Below are 24,929 nucleotides of genomic sequence, written 5' to 3'. Positions count from 1 at the left end.
AGATTCAATTTTGATCCCTGCGGCAAACAGACCAGCCTGGCGGGCACTCGATGGTGGTCCCGGGTACTCAGAGGCAGTGATGCCTCGGTGAGGGCCACGGACAAGGACAAGCACTGTGGCGGGAACGTCGCGAGAAATTTGTGATGCGAACGTATCGTTCGGGTCGAGTTTCCCGCGCTCTACAGCCAAACCTGGGCTTGGGAAACCTCATGGCGGAAGTAGCCGTGCAGTTCCGGACCTCCGGGTTGAACTGGCATTAGTCTGCAGAGCTGTTGCCTCTGGAAGATTACCAAGGGGGCCAACGCGGGTTTGTCGGATTTTCTAGTACCAAATTGCTCAGCCCGGCTGGCATCATCTATCAACACTCGATCAGAACGTCGTGAAACTTCGCAGGCTGCACAGTGGCCACAAGCAATCCGAGATCCGTCTGGTTGGTCGCGAGAGGGGGGGCGACCAAGGCTCGAAGTACGGTGGCGGCCCGGGAACCCTAGATTACTTACCAAGAAGGCAGTGGTTATGGACAGCACTACAACACAACTGGCGACCGAACGGGCGCCGCAGTCAGGGCCACATCTAACCGGCAAGATGGGCAGCTTAGGGCTCTTCTTCAGTGTGATGGCTTACAACGCCCCCATGGTGGTCGTGATCGGCATTATCCCGATCATGGTCGCCACCGGCAGTGGCCTTGGGACGCCTATCTCATTCGTGGTGGCGGGCCTCATCCTTGGATGTTTTGCGGTGGGGTTCACCCGCATGTCCAAGGTTATGCCGAAACCCGGCGGCTTTTACTCGATGATCACGGCTGGACTCGGACGGGAAGTCGGTCTGGGATCCGGATTAGTCGCGTTGCTCGGCTACTTCTGCGTCTATGCCGGAACCCTTCCGTTCGGTGGTATCGTTCTGGGCGAACTTGTACACACCACCATGAATGGTCCTGATCTCCCGTGGTGGGTATGGGCGGCCGTTTTCTGGGCCGGAAGCGCGGTCCTTGGTTATTTCAACATCGAGCTTTCCGCGAAGTTCCTGACAATCTTCCTCTTTCTCGAGATCATCATCATTGTCGGGTACGATTTCTTCGTCTTCGTCAACGGCGGAGCCAACCACGCCGGCATCTCTTTGGCCCCGCTTCTCCCGACCCACTGGTTCGATGGTTCCTTCGGCTCTGGCCTGCTTTTGGCTCTCGGCATGTACGGCGGCTTCGAAGTCACCGTCCTGTTCCGTGAAGAGGTCAAGAATCCCAACCGCGTCATTCCCCGCGTCACGTTCGCGGTCATTGCAGTGGCGATGACCATCTACGCCGTGTCATCGCTGGGGTTTATCAACGCACTTGGCATCGACAAAGCAGTCGAACTCGCCGTCGCTGATCCGACGGGGTCGATGACCGGCACGCTCGTGCAGTTCGGGGGCACCGTGTTCTCCGACGTGGCGACAATCCTGGTCAACACCAGTACTTTTGCCGTTATTCTTGCCGGGCACAATATCACCGCGCGCTACTTGTTCAATCTCAGTGCCGACAAGATCTTTCCGCGCAAGCTCAGCACAGTGCACCGACGCCACGGATCGCCCTACCTGGCCTCCATGGCAACGAGCGCCGCCGGCCTACTTATGAATCTCATCGCGGCCATCGTTGGGCTGGGACCATTGGACCTCTACACTGCAGCCCTCGGAATCTCGAGCTTCGTGATTCTGGCGGTAATCTTCATCGCCAGTATCGCTGTGCCGCTGTACCTTCGTAAACACGGAGCACGCCACACCGCATGGAGCAGGGTCGTATTCCCGGTTCTAGGGATCATTGGGCTGGGCACCGGACTGACGCTGGCGGCCGTGAATTTCGCTTCACTGGTTGGGGGATCGACGGTGCTCGCCACCGCTCTGATGGCTCTGATCCTGGGCCTATTTGTTCTCGGGTTTGTCATGGCCATCATCTACCGCCGCACGAAGCCAGCGACATTCAGCAACATCGGCCGCCAGTGACGGCAAACAAGAGTACCGGCTCTACGCCTCTGACGCCTGCGTTGAACTAAGCATACGAGAAGCGGCCGGCCCAAGAAAGTCGGCCGCTTCTTCCAAACCCGAGACCGCAGATGGTGAGCAGTTCGGCGCCCTTTGCCGAATTGGCGAGCCGGCGGAAAGTCGACGATCTGGCGGTCTGCCTCGGGAGCGACGAATCCTTCTCCGGCTGGACAAAAAACCTTCGCCGGGCCCCGCCTCTGGGCGGCCATCGTCGATAGGCTCACCTTCAACGGGCCATCGAAACAGGCACCGACTCGCTCACACCCTCGCCCAACAAGCCACCTAAGACGGGCCGGTAGTTTTAGAGCTGTCCCTAAGCGGATAGAGGCCGGATCAGACGTCAAAGAGGGCTGAGGGACGTCGGTGCCGTTTCCCAGCGAGCATCCGTGGAGAAATCCTCCTCGACCATTGCCCGAGCCGCACCGATCATTCGGTTCAGGTGCCCCGGCGGCTCAATCTTTTTGCTAGCAGGGTCGACCGAGTGGCCCAGTGTGGTGACTTCGTGACTGGCGGATTCGAGGGGCCCTTGGCGACGAGGGACTGCAGGACTTTGCACCTGTCTTAGGTGTCTTGGGCGCCGACCATGGCGGAGGTGAAATTCAGGCTGAGGATGGCGTCCATCGCCGCCTCTTAGTCGTCATCCCTGATGGCGTTGATGATGCGGTCTTTCCGTTTGGGCAGCAGGTCGAAGTAGTCGGACAGGAAGCCAAACACGAGGTCTTCATTGCCGAGGTTGCAGGCGAGGGTTCGTATCACCTGGGGGCCAAACAGGGCTCGTCCGTTAGTCATTGATGCCCGTGGTGGTTTTCTCCGGTAGTTTGCGCCAGATACCGACCAGCATGCCGATGACCAGGACGGCTGGGCCCCGTACATGAGGGTGTTCGGGACCAGCGGCCGCCGGATGGCCCTGATGGCTTCACCGACGTAGGGGACGGTCAGGGCGTGCCGGTCCACAGTGGGGGGTGCTGATCGTCGTGAGCCAGGGGTCCAGTCCGTTGTTCGGGTCGCCCTTGGTCTGTACGGCAGGCAGACATAGGATTTGCCGGCGGTGCTCGGGCGACGGCAGTAACATGGCTACCGCAGGGAGGCGCCAAGCATCCCGGCCAATCTAGTCCGGCTGCCATGACTTGCCGTTGAAGCGGATTACCACGCCGGTGGCCTCGCTTCCATCGCCGCGATGCCTGGTCACGATGGTGGCTGCGCGCTCAGGGCGTTGACCACCTCGAGGGATGTTTTGGCGCCATGCCCGACTTCGCAGAGGTGCCCGATCAACGGGTCCACAACGATGTCTCCATCCAGACCCCCTTGAGTTATCTGGAGGAGCCGCATGAGCCGCGGGCATCAGCTAAAGGTCAACTTCGCTGCTCTTATGGCGTCTCGGCCGCGGGACGCCATGTAGTGGCCATACCGTTGTAGGCAGGAAAAACGTGCCCTTCCGAGAAGGGCTGAACCACTTGCGGTTCCCCTTCCGGGCTCCAAAGTCCCGTGGCTGGGCAGTGGGAGCCGGTGGCTACCACGCGAGCGGCACGGTCAGAAAACAGTGTGATGCGCTTCATCGTTGAATCTCACCTCTGTGTTGCAGATCAAGCGGTATGGGACAAGGCTACGAAGCACCAGGACTCTGCCCAATGGGCACAAGAACAAAAATCACGTGACTGAGAATGCAAACGTACAGGGACCCCAAGACAACCAAGGGCGAGTACGGATACGTCAAAGCCGGACCACCTAACGCAATCTGGACCGCTCACCACGACGGCGTCCGGGTCGGGTTCGTCAAGCCTGTCCGCGGGCTAATTGGGTATGCGCGGCCCGAAGGTCCTGGCCTGCAGAAGGCCGAAATTGCAGTTCGTTGATAACGGTCACGATGTTCTCGGTCCCCATTCTGACAGTTCAAGGGGAAGGGGATTGATTTGGGCCGGCTCGCACAAGGTCGAAATAGTCCATGGGCAGGTGCGCATGGGCTGCGGTAACTAAGCTACGTGTCTCCGCTGGCTGGGTGTCAGAAAGCAAGCGGAAGCTCTGCCTAATAAGCCAATTCCTGCCTCGGCAGAGGGTTGTGACGTCAGGGTAAGGGTGTGCCACAAGCTGACGGTCGGTTAGAGGAGTAATCGCAACCACCGCCTAGGGAGTTCCGAACAGAAACAGGCAATAGCGGCCCCCAATGGTGGTGACCTGAACCGCGTCTTTCGCCCACACACCGTCGATGAGGCCAACTGACAAGCCCAACCCCCTCAGTCCCCGAAACACCAACCGCGGCTGGCCCACGCACCACCGGGACCGCCAGCGGGCGCACGCTGCTACTGAAAAACCGGCCGATCCCGGACCACCTGGCCCGAAGGAAGAATCGGCGGTCCATGCTTCACCACCCCGACCCGCACCCACAGGACCTGCCTCTGCGGCTAGGGCGGGCTGCTACTCGTTGGCTGAGGACGTAGGCGCAGACTCACAACTCCACCGGACTTGACCACGGAAGGCTGAGTCCTGCCATCGTGCTCTCGCATCGTCGTGTCAATCTCACCCCCTTGACGTGCATGCGCGACAAAGGACAATATAGACTGGACCACACAACAAAACGCAGTTCCGGCTTGTGGAACAACGGCGAAGCGATAGATTTACCCGTCTTGGCAATGACGCCAGATAGGGATCCGTAAATCCGGCGCTCGTAAGCGCCGCAGAGAGGTGAGACGCAGTGAGGCCACGTGAACGAGCCATGGGTGAGGCGGGTGCCTCGGCCAACGGGCCCATGCCGTCGTGGGAGAACTCGGAGCGCGGGGTCCTGCTGACTGGGTGGAGGTGTCGACGATGCGGTGAGCGAGGCCGCCCACGTCAATATTTCGGCTGTGCGCGGTTTGGAGCACCTCGTGATGAGATCGGGGAGTCCAAATTCGAGGCGCGCGGAGAGCTGCGCAGCTTCGCCGTGATCGGGCGTCACGCCGCCTGGCCCGGTCCCGTCCACCTTTGGAGAGGTCAGCCTGGACAACTCCCACACACTCCACGCGTTCCTGTCTGATGAGATCTCCTGGCACCCGGGTGCGGGGGTCGTGGGCCACGGCCCCCACGAGATGCGCAGGTCTTATGTCGTCTTCACATCTGGCTGGAGAGATCGGAGTGATTCCGGTGTCCGGCGCGGCGATCTTGCCCGACTGATCACGATGGGACGGCGAGCTGCTCCTTCACGCTACGCGAGTCCACCGTCATCTAGTGGGTACAGCCCACAGAGCAGACCTCACTCCTGGATGGGATTACAAGCATGAATATGGATAGCTTCACGGACGCGTTCTCTCTGCAGGGGCGTGTGGCTCTCGTCACTGGTGCCGCGGGCGGCCTCGGCCTGGAAACCGCGCGGTGGTTGAGTGCCCATGGCGCCGTCGTGGTCATCAGCGACGTGCGTTCCGAGGTCGCGGCGGCTGCTCAGCAGCTGCGGGGCGAGGGACTTGATGTGCATTCCCGCGTGCTCGACGTAGCCAACGCAGATGCCGTGTTTGCCACAGTCGAGTCGGTTCGAGCGGAAATTGGCAGCATCGACATTCTCGTGAACAATGCTGGCCTCAAGCACAACCACGGCACGGCAGCAAAGATGGAACCATCTGCTTGGGACAGGGAGATCGCGATCAACCTCAGCGGTGCCTTCTACTGCGCGCGTGCCACTCTTCCCGGGATGATCGAGAGAAGCTGGGGGCGCATCATCGGGGTCTCGAGCTTCGTGGCTCTGTCGGGCCTTCACGGAGCTCCGGGATATGCCGCCAGCAAGTCGGGCCTCAATGGACTGACCCGCACCATCGCGCTCGAGGCGTACAGATACGGAGTGACCGCTAACGTGGTGTGTCCCGGCCCGATCGCCGTCCCTGGTGCTTCTTCTGATCCGAAGATCGCCGAGCGGTTCCTGTCACGCCTACCGGGCGGAAAGTTTGGAGAGGCGCAGGACGTCGCTGCGGCGATCACCTATCTGGCTTCGGATGCGGCTAAGTTCGTCAACGGGATCGAACTCCCGATCGATGCCGGGGCGCGCCTCTTCTACACTGGCAACGCCCCGAAGCGGGGGTAAGCACGGCATGAACGCCTCGGCTGACAACAACCGCTTCCGGCGCCCCGGGACTGCCAAGTCCTAACATTTAGGACGTAGTTCGCCCCCCCCTTGTGTTTCCATCTAGGTTGACTCAGCCTCATTTGGACGTCTCCGAGGCGGCAGGGGCGCCAGTCCAGGTGGAAGCCGAAGCGGTCAATTTCATATCGATGAGGAGTAGAACGTTATGCAGCAACTCGCGCACCGTCTCAAACGGCTGGGCACGGAAACTGCCTTCAGCGTCGCGCAGGCCGCGGCGTCCTGGAAGGCGCAGGGGAACCTCGTCTACCCCTTCCACCTGGGCGACATCAATATCCCCACCGCGCCGCACATCGTGGAGGCCATGAACAGGGCGATCGCCGACGGCTACACCGGCTACTGCCCTGGCCCCGGCATCCCGCAGCTGCGAGAAGCGCTCGCCGAAGACCTCGGCTCCCGCCGCGGCATCACCTTCTCCCCGGACAATGTGGTTGTAATGACGGGCGGCAAGCCCGTCATCACCAAATTTCTCCAGGCTGTCTTGAACCCCGGGCAGGACGTGCTCTATCCCAACCCGGGCTTCCCCATCTACGAATCCCAGATCGAGTACCTCGGCGGCAACGCGGTGCCCTACCGCTACGTGCCGACTGACGCGGGCTTCGCGATCGACCTCGACCAGGTGCGGGCATCGATCACCAAGAACACCGTCGCCATCATCTACAACGACCTGCAGAACCCGATCTCGGCAGAGTCCACCGCCGCGGAGCGCGAGGCCATCGCGCTGATCGCCCAGGAGCACGACCTTTGGATCCTCTCCGACGAGGCCTACTTCGAGACCCGGTACGAAGGGGTCTCCCAGTCGATCGCATCGCTCCCGGGCATGGCCGAGCGCACGGTCATCCTCTACACCTTCAGCAAGAAATTCGCGATGACCGGCTCACGCCTAGGCTGCGCTGTTGCCCCGCTCGAGATTGCCAGGGTATTGGGCACGCTCAACACCAATGACGAGTCCTGCACCACGCACTACGTGCAGTGGGCCGGGATCGAAGCACTCCGCGGCCCCCAGGAGCCGGTACAGCAGATGCTGGACATCCTGTGCGAACGCCGGGACGCTGCCTGCGATCTGGTGAACGCCGTTCCGGGCATGCACGTCGCTGTGCCGCAGTCCACGTTCTACCTGTTTCCTGACGTCACTGAAGTCATGGAGCGGATGGGCTTCACCGCGGTCGGCGCTTTCGCCACCGAGGCCCTGCGCAAGACCGGCGTTTCCTTCTGTACGCGGGAACATTTCGGCCGGCGCCAACACGGCGAAGACCGGCAGTACATCCGGCTCGCCTATTCAGGCATCGACGTCACCAATATCCGTGAAGGCCTCGGCCGCCTGTGTGAATGGATCGAGACGGCATAAGCCGGATCGTCGTCGTTGGGCGTAACCCGGAAGCAGCAATTGAGAAGACCGCCCAAACGTGCGTACTGATTCGGACTGCAGGCAAACGACTAGTCGCCGCCCTCGACGTAATCCTTGAGCGTGCTAGCCATCGGCGGAACAGGAAAGTTGGCTCGCCTTATCAGTGTTGCCGTCAGGGGTTGAGTCATTTGGCACCCTGGCTCAGGATCGGAGGCTACACAAGCTTCCGGGTATTTAGTTGGCGAATGTCTTATGGTTCACCCCGAAAATAGCTGCTTAGGTATTCCTGCCGATGCAGACCCGCGGCTTTTGACCTGCGATCCATCGCGACCCCCTCACGTACCATCAGCAAATCAACGAAGGATACCAATGTCGACTGGAGAGCAAAGCTTTGGGAATGCCACCGGCGTCCGGCTTGGCAAGCGACGTTTGACACTAAGCGACATCCGCATTGTCAACAAGGCCGCCCTAAGGCGCGCTGTCGCCGGAACGGTCGTCGGAAACATTATCGAATGGTATGAGTTCGGCGTATTTGCCTACCTCATAACCGTGATTGGCCCTGTTTTCCTGCCGCAGGCCGACCCGACAGTCCAGGCTCTGTACCTGTATGGCACCTTCGCAGTAACGTTCGTTGCGCGACCGCTGGGCGGTGTTTTCTTCGGATGGCTGGGTGACAGGATTGGGCGGCGGAAAGTCCTGACATTCACGCTGCTGCTGATGTCGGTCGCTACGTTTGCTACCGGTCTGCTCCCGGGCTACGCCGTCATCGGGCTATGGGCCCCGGCGCTCCTCGTGGTCCTGAAACTGCTGCAAGGGTTCTCGGCCAGCGGCGAGTACACCGGCGGTGCGACGTTCCTGAGCGAATACGCCCCGGATCGACGACGGGGTTTCTATGTTGGATTCATGGGCTCAAGTTACCTCGGATTCGCCGTTGGAGCCGGTTTGGTAGCTGTTCTACAGCTAAACCTTGGTCAGGACGCGATGCAGTCCTTCGGCTGGCGTATTCCGTTTCTCATCGCCGGGCCGCTTGCCGCCATTGCCCTGTATTTCCGCTACAGGATCGAAGAGTCACCGACTTTCAGCGCCGTCTTGAAAGAGCGGGCTGAAGCATCCCGGAAAACCGGTGAGTTGGCAAGAAATCCGGGTATCCTGCAGGTCATTCGGGCCCACGGGCGCTTCATCCTGCCCGTCATGGGGGTCGCGGCCGCCGGCAATGTCATTGCTTACACCCTGACATCGTTCACTCCCACGTATCTGAACCAGACGCTCGGGTTCCAGGGAGCTCTCGGCAACCTTGTGATCTTTCCCCTGTTCGTTCTTGCGGCCTTCGCAACCCAGTTCTTTGCCTCGCTCTCGGACAGGATCGGCAGGAAGCGGATCCTGTTCAGCGGCGCCATCCTGGGCGTCGTGCTTCCGGTTCCGGCGTTCATCCTGATGGGCTCCGGCCAGCTTTGGGGCGCTCAGCTCGGAACACTTTTCATCATGATCTGTGCCACCCTCTTTTCCTCGAGCTACGCTTCTTCTTTGCCTGAGCAGTTCCCGACACCGTCGCGCTCCAGCGCTCTTGGGCTTGCATATAATGTCGGAAATGCTGCCTTTGGCGGTACAGCTCCACTGGTAGTTGCGGCGCTTATCGGAGTTAGCGGGAACAAAATGGTGCCCGCCTACTACCTCATGGGCGCCGCCCTCGTGGGATTGATCTCCGTCCTTTTCCTCAAAGAAACAAGTAGGAAACCACTAAACGGGTCCATGCCCAATGTGGAAACAACGGAAGAGGCAAAGTCGCTCGTAGACACCCAGGACACCAACAACCTACTCGATCCTGCGGAAATGCCTCTCACCCCAGTTGCTAATTCGGATAACGAGGGCGGAAGGCGCATCTAGGAGTTCAAAGTGCGCTCGGCCGGCTATCCAGCCGTCCGAGGGGCACGGGGACGTTAGTTGAGAATGAGTGCATGCGCAGCAGCATTGGTCTCAATGTATCGACATGAACTGAGTCCAGGACGCCCGGACCCCATTCAGTAGCATCAAAGCCGCCCAAGGCCGCCCACTCGCTCGCAACTGGATGGCCTTTCCACGAGCCTCCTGCTCTCTATCAATCTGCTGAGCTCGTAAGGACCGGGAGACTCTGGGCACGACGGACATAATCGCATGCTGTGCGCGGGTGACAGCCGAACGAGGGAGGTAGAACATGCTGGTTTAGCAGTGCCCGAGGCATGATCCTGATTTCAGGGTAGGGGCGCTCATGTTTGTGCATCAGGCGGTGTGGGACTCAATAGGACCCGTTGTGCCCCCCTGCGGGTGCTCCCGAATCGGAAGGGTCCAGCAGGCAACGACTTCCTGTCAGGAGTTCGTGATTTGGAACTGTTCGTGGGAGCCTGCAATTTCGTCCACCTGCCTGCTGCTGACACTGGCGTTTCCAATCCGCGCGTCGGCCGGACTGAATGCCGCTGCGGTTGGTCCTCAAGCGCCCCGGCGCGCCGCCTGGTCAACGTCAGCGCGCACTGGTGCAGGCCGCGTTCGCGCGGCAGGCGGCAGGCGGCGGCAAGCTGGGGTCCTACGAAATCTGTCGGAGCATGGGCGCGCCGCCACGCCGGAACTGCTGTAGGAGGAAAGGGTTGCCTTCTGGGCATTTGGCAGCGGCGCGTGAGCTTGAACGGTAGAGGCTCTTGGCGCGAGCTCCCGTCTGAAGGGGATCGCCGTCGAGTGCTGGCGTCGGAGGGGTTAAGACGGAGATACTCGCCTTGCCCCGGCCGGTTGGTTAGTCCGGCCGTGTAGCGGCCCATCGAACGAAGAATAGACACTTCGCCGCCGAGCGCCTGCAAGCACCGCAGGGTGCATTTCTACACGAACGACAGCCTGGAATTGTATCCATTATTCCCTAAGCACCTCCGCTAGTTGAGGACTTCTTTATCGAAATGGAATGTTTCGCGACGGCATGTTAAGCGGCGTACTCTGGCATCAATCTTTCTGCCGGATCTGCAGGATTTTGCCTTTGCATTAGAAGTTCGGGGTGTGCGGGATTGCAAGGAGGGGAGTGGACTCGAGTTCAACGGTTTGAGCGCTGCTAAAACGAGTATTCGGGAGATGGAAACTCCCCGGAGCGTACTTCCTCGCCATAGGCCTTGGCCGCATCGGCCAATACAGACCGCAGGTTGGCGTACTGCTTGACGAATCTCGGCATTTTCCCAGCGCGCAGTCCTGCCATGTCCTGCCAAACCAAGACCTGGCCTGTAGTTGCATTACCGGCGCCGATGCCGATGGTCGGTACCCTAACGGCTGCATCAACCGCGGCGGCCGCTACGGCAGGGACCATCTCCATAAGAACGCAAAAAGCACCAGCCTCCGCTAGAGCCACAGCATCGTCGATAAGCATTTGAGCCCTGTCTCCTCGCCCCTGAACGCGGTATCCACCGAGCGAGTGTTCACTTTGTGGTGTGAAGCCGATGTGGGCCATAACCGGAATGCCGGCGTGAGTCATTGCTTGGACCGTTTCCGCGTAGGCGCTGCCACCCTCGATTTTTACTGCGTGCGCCAGACCTTCTTTGAGGAACCGGACACCGGTACTGACTGCTTGTTCGGGAGACACTTCGTAACTGCCAAACGGAAGGTCGGCAACTACCAACGCCCGTTTGGCCGCACGGGCAACCGACCTGCACAGCGGTAGTAGTTCATCCACCGTGACTGGCAGGCTGGTCTCATTCCCGAACACGTTGTTTGAAGCTGAGTCACCAACAAGGAGCACCTCAATGCCCACCTGGTCGAAAACTTCTGCGGTGTATTGTTCGTACGCTGTGAGCATGGCGAAACGTTCGCCGTTGTCCTTCGCCTGCTGCAGGTGGTGGATGCGTATCCTGCCGCCCCGCTTCTCTTGGTACGCCAGCGCATCTACGTCGCCGCGATTGGGGCCGGTTCCATACGGATTTGGCATTTCATTCGACGAGCCAGCCGAGGAATTGTCGCGGGGCTTCAAAGGGAAGTCCCGGGCGTGGAGTGCAATGCGAATGGCGGTCGTGTCAGCCCTGGTATCTGACTTTCGGCGGGGTCCGTGCCGAGCTGAATAATTTCGTTACGCTGATCCACATGGACCACCCGGGGGAGATATTCGAGGGCGTCTTTAGTGGACATGTGTGCATACGTAATAAGGATGACCGTGTCGTTCACATGGATCAGGTGCGCCGCGGGTCCGTTGATGCCGACGACGCCGGATCCGCGTTCGCCAGCAATAGTGTAGGTTTCCAGGCGCGCACCGTTAGTGACATCGACAATCGAGACTAGCTCCCCGGGCAGAATGTCGGCTGCGTCCAACAGGTCGAGGTCCACAGTCACAGACCCCACGTAGTGCAAATCTGCGTGGGTAACGGTAGCACGGTGGATTTTCGACTTGAACATTGTCCGGCTCAAGGGCATGGTGACTACATTTCTTTGATGTTCGGGGAGTATGGTCGCACCCACCTGGTGGGCGATTCAGAACGGCGCCTGCTCGTCGGTCGCTAGGTTGCGCCTTCGGCACTTAAACGTGTGAGGGCCTCAGTGACTTTGCTTGCAAAAGGCTACGCTGAAGGTCATAGTTGTGCAACAAGTATTATCTGCGTGGCACAGGGGAAGGGCCATGCGCGGAGCACTCGATCATTCCCTGGTCGGCCCCCATATCTTGGCCCTTGTGCACGACAACGCAGGCAGGGTTTGCCCTGCTGCAGATGCCGAGTCGCCCGCCAAGGTTTTGCAGTGGGCCGCGATGCTCTTCCTTAAGGTGTGCCACAACTCGCTCCCTTGGACCGTTTAGTCGCGACTCTCAACGCTAGGAATGAATTATGACAATGCCGACCCGCGCAACGCCTCTACTCGGTGATCTTGGTGCCCAACCCATCCGCAGACTCTCTGCAAACGTGAATCTGACAGAAGTCCAACTGCCTGGAGCAGGCACCTTCGCTCTTATTACGTTGACCGGCGGTGAGGGCAGCAAGCCCGCCACCTTTGGGCCCGAGTCCCTGGAGGCACTGCGAGCGCAGCTTCAAGAAGTCGCGGAACGGGTCGCTGCCGGAGAAGTGACTGGCGTTGGCATTACCGGCCAAAACCGGTTCTTCGTGGCCGGCGCAGACTTAAAGGCTCTGAGAGGCATAACGGACCTGGAGTCGGCCCGGGCTATGGCACGCCTGGGTCATCAAGTGTTCGGTGCACTCGCAGCTCTGGACGTTCCGACCTTCGCCTTCATTAATGGTGCGGCTATAGGAGGGGGCCTGGAAGTTGCCCTGGCAGCCCGCTACCGCACAATCTCAACGGACGCAAAAGGCATCTCTCTGCCTGAGGCCTACCTTGGACTGCTGCCCGGCTGGGGCGGCGTGTACCGACTTCCTCGGCTCATCGGTCCCGCTAATGCGGTGAAGGTGATGATCGAGAACCCTCTGGGCAACAATAAGGTTCTTGACGGCCGGTCAGCCTATGAGCTTGGTATTGCAGACGCTATATTCGACAATGCCGATTTCTTGAGTAAGTCCCTCGCTTGGGCGGACGGCATCATCACCGACGTCGCAGACAGGCAGGAACTTGACCAACGGCGGGCCTCGTTTGGCGGCTCCTCCAAGGAAGAGTGGGACGAAGCCGTAGCCGCGGGCCGGGCCATCGTTGAGTCAAAGACCTCCAATGCCGCACCGGCCCCAGGTCGACTGCTGGATCTTCTCGAAGTGGGCAGGGGTCTTGACCAGGCACAATCCGCGGATTTGGAAGTCAACGCACTCGGCGAACTCATCTTGACGCCGCAGTTCAAGGATTCCGTCTACGCGTTTCTTGATCTTCTCCAGAGTCGAGCCAAGAATTCGTCGATCGCACCAGATGCGGCTCTGGCCCGTCGTGTGGACAAGGTTGGCGTCGTCGGTGCGGGACGCATGGCCTGCCAACTGACCCTGCTGTTCCTCCGCGAGATGGGGGTCCAAGTGGTGATGACGGACATCGACCAGGACCGTGTGGATAAAGGTGTAAGTTACGTCCATGCCCAGGCCGACAAATTGTTTGTCCAGAAGCGCATCTCCTCGGAAGATGCCAACCGCATTAAGAATCTCGTTAGTGGATCAGTGTCCAAGGCCGCTTTGGCGGATGCGGACTTCGTGATCGAGGCGGTTTTCGAAGACCTCTCCATCAAAAAGCAAGTACTCGCTGAGGTCGAGTCTGTCGTTTCCGAGAAGTGTATTCTTGCCACCAATACGTCGTCGCTGCTGGTTGCGGAGATGGCCGCTGACCTCCTGCGTCCGGAACGTGTCGTCGGATTTCACTTCTTCAATCCGGTCGCCGCTATGCCCTTGCTTGAGATTGTTCAAGCAGCCAAGACCAGCGATGAAGTCCTGGCCACAGCGTTCGTTCTGGGCCGTACGTTGAAGAAAACCTCCGTGCTCGTCCGCGATTCCACGGCATTTGTCGTGAACCGTGTGCTCCTGCGCCTTGTGGTGGAGGTCTTGCGGGCCTTTGATGAGGGCACCCCCGCTGAAGTCGCGGATAAGGCACTCAAGCCAATGGGCCTGCCGATGACGCCGTTTACGCTTTTGGCCATGATTGGTCTTCCAGTTGCGCAGCATGTGATCGATTCCCTCCATAGCGCCTTCGGCAACCGGTTCCCGCGTTCGGCGAATCTCCAGACACTCATCGATCATGGCATCACCTCGCTCTGGACCACCGGACGCGACGGCAGCTGCCCGCACATCCCACCATCCACCCTAGGCCGATTGGAATTCGGACACTGCCCATCCACGTCGGAACAGCTGCTCGAGCGCGTCCAAGACGCCCTGGCAGAAGAGATCGGGTTTCTGCTGGAAGAAGGAGTGGTTGCCTCCGCGGAGGACGTGGACTTGTGCATGCTAACGGGCGCTGGTTGGCCGCTGCACCTTGGTGGCATCACCCCCTACCTGGACCGGATGGGCGCCTCCGACAGGGTAAACGGTAAGCCCTTTCACCCTAAGAGGCGGTAAACTCCAGCGGCTAGTGGCGGAGAACAAAATGTTGTGTCCCCACAGTGGGTGAGGGCTCGAGAGGGAAGTGCTGTTGGGCCGATTGCGGGCGGTCGGCATGAATTGCCTGGTGCGCGCAACCGACTGTCCAGCGCCGTAGAGGTTGGCCACACCGTCAGATCTACTGCCACTGTTCCTTAGGAGGCTGGCTTGTCGGTATTACTGGAGGCGGGTGGAGCGGCATCAAAGCCTTTTCACGTCCTCGTTGGCTTTGCTCGCGAGCATAGGAGTTGCCGACCTGCTAGATTCAATATTTGATGGTGAATCACTTAACAACTTGCCGACGGCTGATCAGTAAGTCGTTGTGAGAGGTTGATCCAAGGAGTAGTACATGGGTAAAGAACAGGCTGTGCAGGAAGCGGGAGGATGGCTTTCACGGAGTGCAGCCGGTCAGGACCGGGTTGTGTTGCCGAAGCCAGCTGTGCGGGGGAGCATGGGGGCAGGAATCGGGGGCACGCAGTCTGGGGCTCCTCGCCGCCGCACGCAGCAGGAGCGGCGCGAAGAAGCCGAGGCTCGGCTCCTTGACGCCGCCCTCACCCTACTTTCGCGCAAGGGATGGGTGGGGATGACCCTGGCGGAGGTCGGCCACGCGGCCGGATATAGCCGGGGACAGGCTGCTCAGCACTTCGGTAGCAAGGGTGCGCTTTTGCGGGCTCTGACCCTGCACATCACCAGCTCTTTCGCCGAGGAGATGAAGGCTGTGCCGCCGCCCGCACCTGGCCTGCAGGCGGTGCTGAGCTATGTCCGCGTCTACCTTGGGCGCAGCGATCCGAAATGGACCAACACGCGCGCACTTCTGTTGTTGCTGGCGGAGTCGTTACTGGAGAACTCGGAGACGGCCGGAGTCGTCGCCGAATATCACCTGGAAATGATTACTTGGCTGGAGGACAACCTGCGGGAGGGAATTGCTCGAGGCGAGGTGCGCCACGATATTGATCCGGCGCTGGGGGCTGAGTTTGTCGTTGGTGCCATGCGGGGGCTGGCATTGCAGCGTCTCCTGCAGGGCCCGGTGGCAGACATACGTGGGATCAGGGATCCGGTAGTGCAATTAGTCGAACACATGTTCACAGTACCGACAGTCCGCGATCTGAACGAAGGAGCAATCGATGGATGACGACATCGGAGAGTTGCTCCATCAAACGGCGCTAAGCTTCTACCCCAATGGTCCCTTTGACTTCTAGCTGCTGGGGAGCAGAGCCGCGTCGGCGTGGTTTCGGCGATGAGACGCAAACTCCTTGGGCCTGGCCAGCGAGCACTGCGCCCCCAGGCGTTGGCGCCGTACTTATCTCCCAAGGCCGTCACTCCTACAGGCACTGACAATCAAGGTCGTTTTCGATCCGATACTCCTTCGGCCCGGCTTCGTTTGCTCGCGTTGTCGCTGCAGGGGCGACCGCCAAAGACAACTCATCGGCTCAATATATGAGGCTGTAGAGGCCAGTTAGTCGTGCCGGGTCGCCATTGTTCGGTAGCGCGAAAAGGTGCCGCATTGCGCTCAAGGACGTTGCTGCCTCCATAGTCCGGAGACGCCAGGCCTCGGCGACCGGCTCGCAGAAGCCTCGACCGAACTAGGGTTCTATAGCTGGCACCCAGCGGGCCGGCTAATTCAGATGAGGGCCGAGTAGATTTTCAACCCCGCTTGATTAAGTTCAAAGGGCATGGATTCGTCGCGTTTCAACACCCGCTCCACCTGCTCGAACCGGGCGATCTATGCCGGAGTGGGCTCCAGCTGTCTGCGGCGTCCGTCGGCGAATCAGATTCACTACCTCAGCCTGTGTCAAGAAGGAGTCGGTCGGAGATACGTTGCCTTCGCCGTAGGCGCCGGCAAACAGCGCTCCTACGTGTGGGACCGGCAACCGGCCGCATAGGACACGGCAGCGGCCCAATGCCATGGCGTGGATCTGCCATATAAACAGGAAGGGAACTACATCCACAGACCCTTCGGCACCACCTCCAGCGACCTCAATCGTTGCGCCCGTGGGTGGGGCAGGGGCACGATGACGGTGCAGCGCACCATTGAGGCGTTTGCAGCCTCAGTCCGAACGGCCCGGGAAGTGTGTTCCAGTGGGCTGGAAACTCCTTTTCCCTGCCGTACCTGATGCATCTGCTCGTCATCGAGGAATTACTTGATGAGCAGCTTCGAAATCTGTTGCTGGCACCAGCGTTTGAGGAACTGGTCTTCACCTAGTTGTAAAGTCCCCAGGTTCTGCCAGTTTACTGGTCAAGGCGGAACCCGGCCTTCAGGAGAACCCGGACTGAAGCGCGATAGCTGGACAACTGGAGCAGGTTCCTCCTATCCCAGTCGCCTGGGCTGGACAAAGGCATACCCATCTCGGAAAGTCCTAGCTACTTGTTTGTCGATCAGCAAGTGGTACGATTGGGCGACACCTGATCAGAGCCGGAAGGGCTCGGATTTTTTGCTCCACATTCGTGTGGCAGAACTGGAGTAACTATGACGGACCGGGGAAGGGACTGAACTGTTGAATCGCTTCCAAGAACGCCCCCTTACACGCTCGGGGCTGCACAGCACGGTGCTGGGCTTTGGTGCGATGGAGTTGCGGGGAGGTTCGCACCGCCTGCCTCGAATGCTCGATGAGGGAGTCGCGCAGGTACTACTTAATACGGTGCTCGATGAAGGAATCGAATTCATCGATACTTCAATTGACTATGGCGAGAGTGAAGGGCTCATTGGGCGTTTCATAGGTCACCGTCGATCGGAGTATCTATTGGCCTCAAAAGTAGGGTGTCCATTGGATCACCAACCTGATGGGCCGTCCAACGGACCTCTCGTCCATGACTATTCGCCTTCAAATATCCGTGCCGGAATCGAGCAAAGCCTGCAGCGTCTGCGCACTGATTATCTGGACTTGGCGCAGGTCCACATTGGGCCTTCGTTGGCGGTTCTTCAACGTGACGACGTGCTGGGGACACTGGAACGTGCCCGGGACGAGGGCAAGGTGCGGGCGATTGGCATATCCTCAACTCTTCCCGAGCTCCTTGATCACATTGACCTCGGCGTATTCGAGACGTTCCAAGTGCCGTACTCGGCACTCGACCGTTCTCTGGAAGGTTGCCTTCCGTTGATCAACGCCACCGGTGCCGGTGTCATAGTGCGGGGAGGAACGGCACGGGGAGCATGGTCCAAACGAACCCTCGGCAGCCGGGCTGATCTTAACTTTGACGATCTATTCGACGGGGACAACTTGCAGGGATTCCTCCTTCGCTTCGTCATGACCCGCAAGGAGGTGTCGACCGTCATTGTAGGGACAGCCTCACCCGCTCATGTCCGGGAGAATGCCAAGGCTGCAGCTCGAGGACCCTTAGCGGAAGACATATACGCAGAAGCACAGCGGCGATTGGACATCGCGGGATTCCGCGCTTCGGAGCCACGTGGAGAAACTATTTGATACGCGCCACGCATAAACCTGGCCGTACAGCGCCAAAATGGCTGCAAGGCGAACCAGCCGGATGGACCAAGCGCCCGGCAGTCGCGGTCATGATCGCATCCTGCCCTGGGCATTACAGAAAGCAAGGGATGAAGAGCTCCACTTTTCTCGTGTCGACTCCTATCCCTGAGCCAGGCAGGAGCATCCTGGCAAAGGCTCGCAAACTTGTATCGCCCTTTGTGTCCGACGCATGACCGGCTCCGCGCCCCCGCTCCCTGCAGGGAGCGGCCCTTTTTAATCCTGACAAGTTGCCCCTTGTCTTCACCTTTTTAGTAACACTAGCAATTCACCTCAGAGCAAGGGAGACCCAACATGGAGAAAATCATCGTCCTGGACGGTGCGCGCACCCCTACCGGCAGTTTTGGCGGCATCTTTAAGGATGTCCCGGGCCATGTGCTGGGGGCGACGGCCAGTAAGGCGGCCTTGGAACGTTCCGGTGTTCGCGGCGACGACATTGAGGAGGTCGTTATGGGTTGTATAGGCCAGGTGGGGGCCGATGCGTACAACGCCCGGCGTGTCGCGGTCACGGCAGGATTGCCGACACGGGTTCCGGCCTACAACGTCAACCGGCTGTGTGGCTCGGGCTTGCAGGCTATCTGGTCTGCGGCGATGGAAATGCAGTGGAACCAGCTTGACTTCGCTCTGGCTGGTGGCAATGAGTCCATGACGCGGATGCCGTATTACGACTTCGGTGCGCGCCAGGGGTACCGTCTTGGTGACCGTTCCCTTAGCGACGGGACTGTCATGATGCTTACAGACCCCTTCGACGGCACCCATATGGGGGTTACCGCTGAGAATGTAGCCAGCAAATATAATGTTTCCCGCTCGGAACAGGACGAGTTTGCTGTTGAATCTCAGCGCCGCGCCGCTACGCCGGAGGCCACGGCGGCGTTCGCGGAGGAAATTACGCCGGTCAGTGTCGCTGGTCGCAAGCCTTTCACGGCTGCGACGGACGAGCATCCCAAGCCGGAGACCACCATTGAGGCCTTGGCGGGATTGCGTCCGGCTTTTGCCCCTGGCGGGACTGTCACGGCCGGCAACGCTTCGGGCATCAACGACGGCGCCGCCGCCGTCGTTCTGGCTCGTGAGTCGGTGGCCGCGGAGCGTGGCCTGAAGGGCTTGGTGAGTCTTGAGGCTGTCGCCACGGCCGCCATGGAACCGGAACTCATGGGGTACGCGCCCACGTTGGCTTTGAGGTCCTTGTTCGAGAAGACGGGCACGACGCCGAAGGATATCGGTTCGATTGAACTGAACGAGGCCTTCGCCTCACAGGCGGTCGCTGTTATCCGGGATTCCGGACTTGATCCGGCTCAGGTCAATCCCTATGGCGGAGCCATTGCCCTGGGCCATCCAGTCGGGGCCACCGGGGCGATCCTGACGCTGCGTCTTGCCAAGGACATGGCACGCCGGGACTTGGAACTGGGGATTGTGACCATGTGCATCGGCGGCGGACAGGCACTTGCAGCACTCTTCCGGAGGATCTGATGTCTGAGCCAGTAACTTTGACTACTGCCGGCGGTGTCGGACACCTGCAGCTCAACCGCCCTGAGGGAGCCAACACGATCAATATGCTCTTAGCCGAGGCGCTCGGGGAAGCGGTTGACCGCATCGCGGAGGATGATGCTGTCAAGGCGGTCTTGCTGACGGGTAACGGCAAGCGGTTCTGTGCTGGTGGAGATATTTCCGCGTTCGCAGAGTCCTCCGACCAAGGTCGATTCCTGACTGAGCTGGCGGCAACGGTTGATGGGGCTGTGCAGGCGCTCGAATCTCTGAACAAGCCCGTGGTAGCGGCTGTCCACGGAGCCGTTGCAGGTGGTGGACTTGGCATCATGCTGGCCGCGGACGTCATCATCGCAGCGGAAGGTACAAGCTTTGTTTTTGCCTACCCTTCCATTGGCCTGACGCCGGACTGTGGCACCGCCGCCAGCTTGCCCCGGGCCATGGGGCAGCAGCGCGCACTGGCCTTTGCCCTTTCTGGCCAGCCGTTGAACACCAGTCAGGCGCTCTCCCAGGGACTTGTTACAGAGGTCGTCGTCGACCCGCTGGCCCGCGCTCGAGAGGTGGCCGCAGCTTGGGTGGCGGGGGCGCCCGGTGCGCTCGGCGACGTCCGTAGACTGCTGCGCCAGGCCCCCGGACTTTCGCGCGCGGAGGTAGGCGTGCGGGAGGCTGTGACCATCGGTGAGCGCATGGCCACCGATGAGGCTCAAGCCCTCGTCGCCGCGTTTGTTAATCGTTGACTTGAGGGAGGCTTACGCTTTCGACGTTCTGACGTACACAGTTCACTTGTCTTCGCCATCCGACACCCTGCGGTAATCCTCAAGAAAATAGTTGTCCAGTAACTAGTATTTGGGCCGCGGTGACCGTAGATTGGATTACGGAACTGAAAGTCATTAGCCCGCCGAGGAGGGTTCTCCATGAAGATTGTCGTGTTGGCGAAGCAGGTGCCGGATACATGGTCCGATCGGAAGATCGACTTAGAGTCCGGAATGCTGGACCGCGCCGCGTCCGAGGCCGTGCCGGACGAGATTAATGAACGGGCCCTGGAAAACGCGCTGCAGTTCAAAGATTCGCATAAGGACACGGAAGTTGTGGTGGTCGCAATGGGGCCTGAGGATGCGGGCAAGGCCCTCCGGAAGCTTTTGTCGATGGGTGCTGATTCAGCTGTGCTGGTCTCGGACGATTCACTGAAAGGTTCCGATATGGTGCAGACAGCGCGGGTGTTGGCCTCCGCCGTCGCAAAGCTCGGGGGAGTGGATCTGGTAATCGCCGGCAACGAGGCTACGGACGGGCGGGGCGGAATGGTCCCGGCGATGGTGGCTGAGTTCCTGAAGTGGCCGGTGCTGCCGGGCTTGGATGAGGTGGTTATCGCCGCTGACGCCGTGTCGGGTTCGGCCCAGGTGGACGGCGGCTCCTTGCGGATCTCGTCGGCATTGCCTGCCGTTGTGTCCGTTACGGAGAAGACCGCGGATGCGAGGTTTCCTAATTTTAAAGGCATTATGGCGGCGAAAAAAAAGCCGCTGGAGAGTTGGTCGTTGGCCGACTTGGGAACCGCTGCCTCTCCGGAAGTCGCATCGGTGATGGTCTCGGTGTCGGCCCGCCCGGCAAAGCAGGCCGGCCCCAAGGTTTTCGACGACGGCACCGCAGCCGCACAGCTGGCCGACTTCCTGGCCGCAAACCGTCTCATCTGAACGCTGGCGGTCCGCCTTGTATATAGCAGTTGAGAGCTGAAGGAAAAACACTATGGCAAACACCGGAAACGTTCTGGTCCTCATCGAGACGACCGGCGAGGGATCGCCGAAATCTACAGCGGCCGGCCTGCTGAGGGCGGCTACTGACATCGGCAGCCCCGTAGCCGTTGTGGTCAGCGCCCCTGGGCAGTCTGGCGGCATCGTCGCTGAGCTTGGGGCTATCGGCGCGGCACACGTTTATTTGGCGGAGTCCGGGAGCGCCGCTACCGAGTTGGGATCGGCTCAGGTTGGTGCACTGGCAGATGCGGTGCAAGCGTTCGGAGCCACTCTCGTGTTGGTGCCAGCGACGAATGACTCCAAGGCGGTTGCCGGCAGACTAGCCGTCGTCACTGGGGGTTCCGTAGCCGCAGATGCGGTTGATGTCCGTTTTGATGAGGAGAGCCGGGAGGTCATTGCTTCGCATTCAGTGTTCGGCGGGGACTTCACAACGGAGTCGACGGTGGAGGGCGGCCTGATGGTGGTCACGATGCGTCCGGGCTCCATTGAGGGCGTCGCCGATGCCGTCGCTTCGCCGGAAGTCACGACCGCGCAGGTGACAACCGCGACGGCGGCCGGAGCCAGGATCGACGCGTCAACTGAGGCCGTGACCAGGGCCGGCCGGCCGATGCTGAGGGGGGCTAAGACCGTGGTCTCCGGTGGACGTGGGGTTGGTTCCAAGGAGGCGTTCAGCGTCGTTGAGGACCTTGCCGACGTCTTCGGGGCCGCGGTGGGGGCCTCCCGTGCGGCGGTGGATTCCGGGTTCGTGCCGCAGTCCTACCAAGTTGGCCAGACCGGTGTGACTGTGGCCCCACAGTTGTACGTCGCGCTGGGCATCTCCGGGGCGATCCAGCACCGGGCTGGGATGCAGACTTCCAAGACAATTGTTGCCATCAACAAGGACGAGAACGCTCCGATCTTCGACGTCGCGGATTTCGGGGTCGTCGGGGACGTGTTCACCGTGGTGCCCCAGCTGATCAAGGAAATCAACAACCGACGCAGCTGAACCAGCGCCGGCAAGCCTTTCTCTGCCAAGGGCCGTTACGAAGAGCCCGGGGGAGGGCTGCCTCCACCGATTGAACCAAAGATGACACCAGTTGAGGGACTGACACTTATGACCAGCGAGAAGAACCCCGGTCGGACGCCGGCCCGGCGCCGCATGGCTGGATACACGCGTCTAGTCACTGAAGGCACAAAGGCGGAACCCGTATCGGAGGAGCGTACACAGGCCTCTGCACGACAACAGCAGGGCGGGTCGTCGGCAGGTGACGGGGACACGCCGTCGCCGACGCCAATCGAGGACGCCTCGACTCGTGTCGACAGGCTGCAGGCCCAGGGGGTGGACCTGCCGGCGGGGCACACGGAGCAGGAACCCAAGCAACGCCAACACCCTGCCACGCCGTCTCCTGCTCGCAAGCGCCGTATGGGCGTTACTCCCGCGACGGCCGCCGTGCGTGATGTCGATGGGCGTTCGGCTGCTTCAGCGGAGGTAGATTCCGCCGCGCAGCCCGGCGTGATTGCACCGACGGGCGCCACACCTTCTTCGGCCGGTGTGACGGGCACAAGGGAAGTGGTTGGCGGTGACGCCGCAAGCAGGTCAAACGTGGTCGGCCCGGCATGGTTGAAGCCCGCCCTGATCACTGCCGTAGTGCTGGTTCTCTGCTTTCTAGTGGTGTTGGCCGCCCGCGGGCTACGCACCCTTGAGGGTGTGCAGGAGTTCGTTCTCGCTTATGACGGTCACGCCTGGCAGCCGGAAGTCGCTCCGGACGGGATCCCGGCATGGCTGGGCTGGCAACACTTCTTCAACGTGTTCTTCATGGTGCTTATCCTCCGCACCGGTCTTCAGGTGCGCACGGAGCGGAAGCCCCCAGGGTATTGGACCGCGAAGAAGGACTCGTTCTTCTCTCCAAAGGGAAATAGCCCTAAGAAGGTCTCGTTGTCCCAGTGGCTGCACCAGAGTCTGGACGTGCTTTGGGTGGCCAACGGTGTGATCTTCTTTGTGCTGCTCCTTGTCAGCGGCCATTGGATGAGGATAGTGCCGATGAGCTGGGATATTTTTCCAAACATGCTCTCCGCGGCCGTTCAGTACGCCTCGTTGGACTGGCCTGCCGAAACCGGCTGGCAACACTACAATGCCTTGCAGGTGGTGGCGTATTTCCTTACCGTGTTCGTCGCTTCCCCCTTGGCGATTCTGAGCGGGGTCCGGATTTCGACTTGGTGGCCTGAACGCGCCAAACGCCTCAGTAAGGTTTACCCCGTGGAGTGGGCGCGAGCGTTGCATTTCCCGGTGATGCTCTACTTTGTGGCGTTTACGGCGGTGCATGTGTTCCTGGTGATTTTCACCGGCGCACTGCAGAACCTGAATCACATGTTCACCTCTCGTGACGTCGTGGACTGGTGGGGCTTGGTCATCTTCCTGATCTCATTGCTGGTCATCGCGGCGGCCTGGTTCCTGACCAGGCCGTTGTTCACGACACCAGTCGCAATGCGTATGGGTAAGGTCACTAAGTAGTCAAAACAAAGCTCTTCCCCGACGCAGATATGGGTGTCATTTGCTGCGAACCCTGAGTGGCGATCAAGACGGCGTCGGCGCCTGACCGAGCTGGTGGGCGTGTCGAGGTCCGCGGCCTGGTTCCTGGATAAGGCGGTTGGCAAGAGTTCGCCCCGGCTGATCGGATCTCCTACGTTCCGGGGGAGCAAGTGCAGCGCAACCCCTGGTTTCAGGAATGTCCGCATACCCGCTGGGGTCAGCAATCCCCGGCCGTTGTCTGAGCTGGTATTGCTCTGCTGATTCGCCTGCATCGTCGGCATACATATCGTGCAGTTCAAACCCCATGAACCGGACGCCAAGAGCGTGGTCGACCGGGCCAAATAGATGCTAGTGATTGGGTCATCGCGAACGGAGCCCAGAAGGACGGGCCGAACGGTGTACCCACCTGAGGATGCGTGTGAGGCACCAGCGGGCAGCTGCTGATAACGAGTGGGACTGCCCCGGCTTTTGATGACTCGGGGTCCTAGGCCGCTAGGAGTGCGGTCCGGTTGACTGTGTCATATTAGATCGGCGTGGGTTTTCCCAGCCGTCTTCGCCGTCGCTGGCGGTGGTACGTCCTTTCGATCGGTGGTGATCGCCAGCCTGAGATCCTGCCGGTTGAGCCATTGTTGGCGGTCCAGGGCGTTTTTCTTCAGCTGCGAGAAAAAGGATTCCATAGCGGCGTTTTCCGCGCACGCGCCGATCCGCCCCATCCACCCTGTCAGGCCCCGTTGCGGCGGAGCGATTCGACGAAGCGGCGGGACCGGAACTGTGATCCCCGATCAGAGTGCACCACCGTTCCGACTGGCCGGCGTGAACGCACCGCGTTCGTAAGTCTGGCCAGCGCCAGGATCATCCGCGAGTCCATCCAGTAGCCGACGATCCTTCCGGCATAGACGTTCTTCACTGCGCAGAGGTGGAGCTTCTCCTCGGCAATGGGGATGCTCGGTGATGTCGGTCAGCCGCGGCTCGTTCGGTGCCTGGGCGGTGAAGTCCTGTTCCACCCGGGTCGTCGTGGACCGGTGGTCCCGGCTGCCAATTCAGGCCACGCTTCTTGGCGAACACTAACCAGGTGCCGTGATCCCTGCACAAGCGCTGGACCCGGTTTCGCCCGCCTGATTGTTCGAAGATCATCGCCCGGATGGCTCTAGGCAGGTTGTCGGGCCAATTCGAGGAGGGGAGGCCTTGACAAGTGGAAGCAGGGCATCATAAATTCAGCTGTACTGGTTTCCGGTACGGCGTTCCGTACAGCGGTACATGCGAATCCCAAC

15 protein-coding genes and 1 pseudogene are annotated in these 24,929 nt (G+C 60.4%); 12 read left to right on the top strand and 4 right to left on the bottom strand.

Features of this window, described 5'->3' with window-relative positions; genetic code table 11:
- The first annotated feature begins 516 nt into the window (after positions 1-516).
- On the top strand, positions 517-1,974 hold the full coding sequence (locus J7I84_RS18890) for an APC family permease (protein ID WP_214946063.1): 1,458 nt from the start codon (positions 517-519) through the stop codon (positions 1,972-1,974).
- Positions 1,975-2,643: 669 nt separating this feature from the next.
- Here the strand turns inward: J7I84_RS18890 and J7I84_RS18885 are convergent.
- On the bottom strand, positions 2,644-2,802 hold the full coding sequence (locus J7I84_RS18885; protein WP_214946062.1) for a hypothetical protein: 159 nt from the start codon (positions 2,800-2,802) through the stop codon (positions 2,644-2,646).
- Positions 2,803-5,263: 2,461 nt separating this feature from the next.
- On the opposite strand from J7I84_RS18885, the gene J7I84_RS18880 reads away from it, so the two are divergent.
- The 3 genes from J7I84_RS18880 to J7I84_RS18870 all read left to right on the top strand — a co-directional run bounded on the left by J7I84_RS18880 (position 5,264) and on the right by J7I84_RS18870 (position 9,347).
- Positions 5,264-6,058: an SDR family NAD(P)-dependent oxidoreductase gene (locus tag J7I84_RS18880; RefSeq protein WP_214946061.1), complete on the top strand. Its 795-nt coding sequence runs from the start codon at positions 5,264-5,266 to the stop codon at positions 6,056-6,058.
- Between the two features lie 205 nt (positions 6,059-6,263).
- Positions 6,264-7,463 carry a pyridoxal phosphate-dependent aminotransferase gene (locus tag J7I84_RS18875; protein WP_214946060.1) on the top strand — a complete coding sequence of 400 codons (1,200 nt, stop codon included), beginning with the start codon at positions 6,264-6,266 and terminating at the stop codon, positions 7,461-7,463.
- Between the two features lie 369 nt (positions 7,464-7,832).
- Complete coding sequence (locus J7I84_RS18870; protein ID WP_214946059.1) at positions 7,833-9,347, top strand: MFS transporter; 1,515 nt, start codon at positions 7,833-7,835, stop codon at positions 9,345-9,347.
- Positions 9,348-10,530: 1,183 nt separating this feature from the next.
- On the opposite strand, the gene panB is transcribed toward J7I84_RS18870, so the two are convergent.
- Positions 10,531-11,394 (bottom strand): 3-methyl-2-oxobutanoate hydroxymethyltransferase, encoded by an 864-nt coding sequence (gene panB / locus J7I84_RS18865; RefSeq protein WP_214946161.1) that lies wholly within the window; start codon positions 11,392-11,394, stop codon positions 10,531-10,533.
- Between the two features lie 38 nt (positions 11,395-11,432).
- The gene (gene panD / locus J7I84_RS18860; RefSeq protein ID WP_214946160.1) at positions 11,433-11,867 is read right to left on the bottom strand and encodes an aspartate 1-decarboxylase; all 435 of its coding nucleotides are present in this window, start codon (positions 11,865-11,867) and stop codon (positions 11,433-11,435) included.
- A 410-nt stretch (positions 11,868-12,277) separates the two neighbouring features.
- Here panD and J7I84_RS18855 point away from each other — a divergent pair, with 410 nt between their 5' ends.
- From J7I84_RS18855 to J7I84_RS18820, 8 genes are all read left to right on the top strand, one after another.
- Positions 12,278-14,422 (top strand): 3-hydroxyacyl-CoA dehydrogenase NAD-binding domain-containing protein, encoded by a 2,145-nt coding sequence (locus J7I84_RS18855; RefSeq protein ID WP_214946058.1) that lies wholly within the window; start codon positions 12,278-12,280, stop codon positions 14,420-14,422.
- Positions 14,423-14,792: 370 nt separating this feature from the next.
- A complete protein-coding gene (locus tag J7I84_RS18850; protein WP_214946057.1) occupies positions 14,793-15,575 on the top strand; it encodes a TetR/AcrR family transcriptional regulator in 783 nt (260 codons plus the stop codon).
- A 1,363-nt stretch (positions 15,576-16,938) separates the two neighbouring features.
- Positions 16,939-17,865, top strand: a complete 927-nt coding sequence (locus J7I84_RS18845; protein ID WP_214946056.1) for an aldo/keto reductase — start codon at positions 16,939-16,941, stop codon at positions 17,863-17,865.
- Between the two features lie 351 nt (positions 17,866-18,216).
- Positions 18,217-19,389, top strand: coding sequence for a thiolase family protein (locus tag J7I84_RS18840; RefSeq protein ID WP_214946055.1), 1,173 nt, complete (start codon positions 18,217-18,219; stop codon positions 19,387-19,389).
- Complete coding sequence (locus tag J7I84_RS18835; RefSeq protein WP_214946054.1) at positions 19,389-20,141, top strand: enoyl-CoA hydratase/isomerase family protein; 753 nt, start codon at positions 19,389-19,391, stop codon at positions 20,139-20,141. The genes J7I84_RS18840 and J7I84_RS18835 overlap by 1 nt, the downstream gene beginning before the upstream one ends.
- Positions 20,142-20,318: 177 nt before the next feature.
- Positions 20,319-21,092, top strand: a complete 774-nt coding sequence (locus tag J7I84_RS18830) for an electron transfer flavoprotein subunit beta/FixA family protein (RefSeq protein WP_214946053.1) — start codon at positions 20,319-20,321, stop codon at positions 21,090-21,092.
- 52 nt (positions 21,093-21,144) lie between these two features.
- Positions 21,145-22,134 (top strand): electron transfer flavoprotein subunit alpha/FixB family protein, encoded by a 990-nt coding sequence (locus tag J7I84_RS18825; RefSeq protein WP_214946052.1) that lies wholly within the window; start codon positions 21,145-21,147, stop codon positions 22,132-22,134.
- An 81-nt stretch (positions 22,135-22,215) separates the two neighbouring features.
- Positions 22,216-23,640, top strand: coding sequence for a cytochrome b/b6 domain-containing protein (locus J7I84_RS18820; RefSeq protein WP_251046832.1), 1,425 nt, complete (start codon positions 22,216-22,218; stop codon positions 23,638-23,640).
- Positions 23,641-24,181: 541 nt separating this feature from the next.
- Here J7I84_RS18820 and J7I84_RS18815 read toward each other — a convergent pair.
- Positions 24,182-24,777, bottom strand: a pseudogene (locus tag J7I84_RS18815) (DDE-type integrase/transposase/recombinase); the annotation flags it as partial.
- Positions 24,778-24,929 lie beyond the last annotated feature (152 nt).

This window comes from Arthrobacter sp. ISL-85 (assembly GCF_018613675.1).
Lineage (GTDB): Bacteria > Actinomycetota > Actinomycetes > Actinomycetales > Micrococcaceae > Arthrobacter.
The sequence above is the reverse complement of the archived record's forward strand: the minus strand, read 5'-3'. Positions and strand labels throughout refer to the sequence as shown.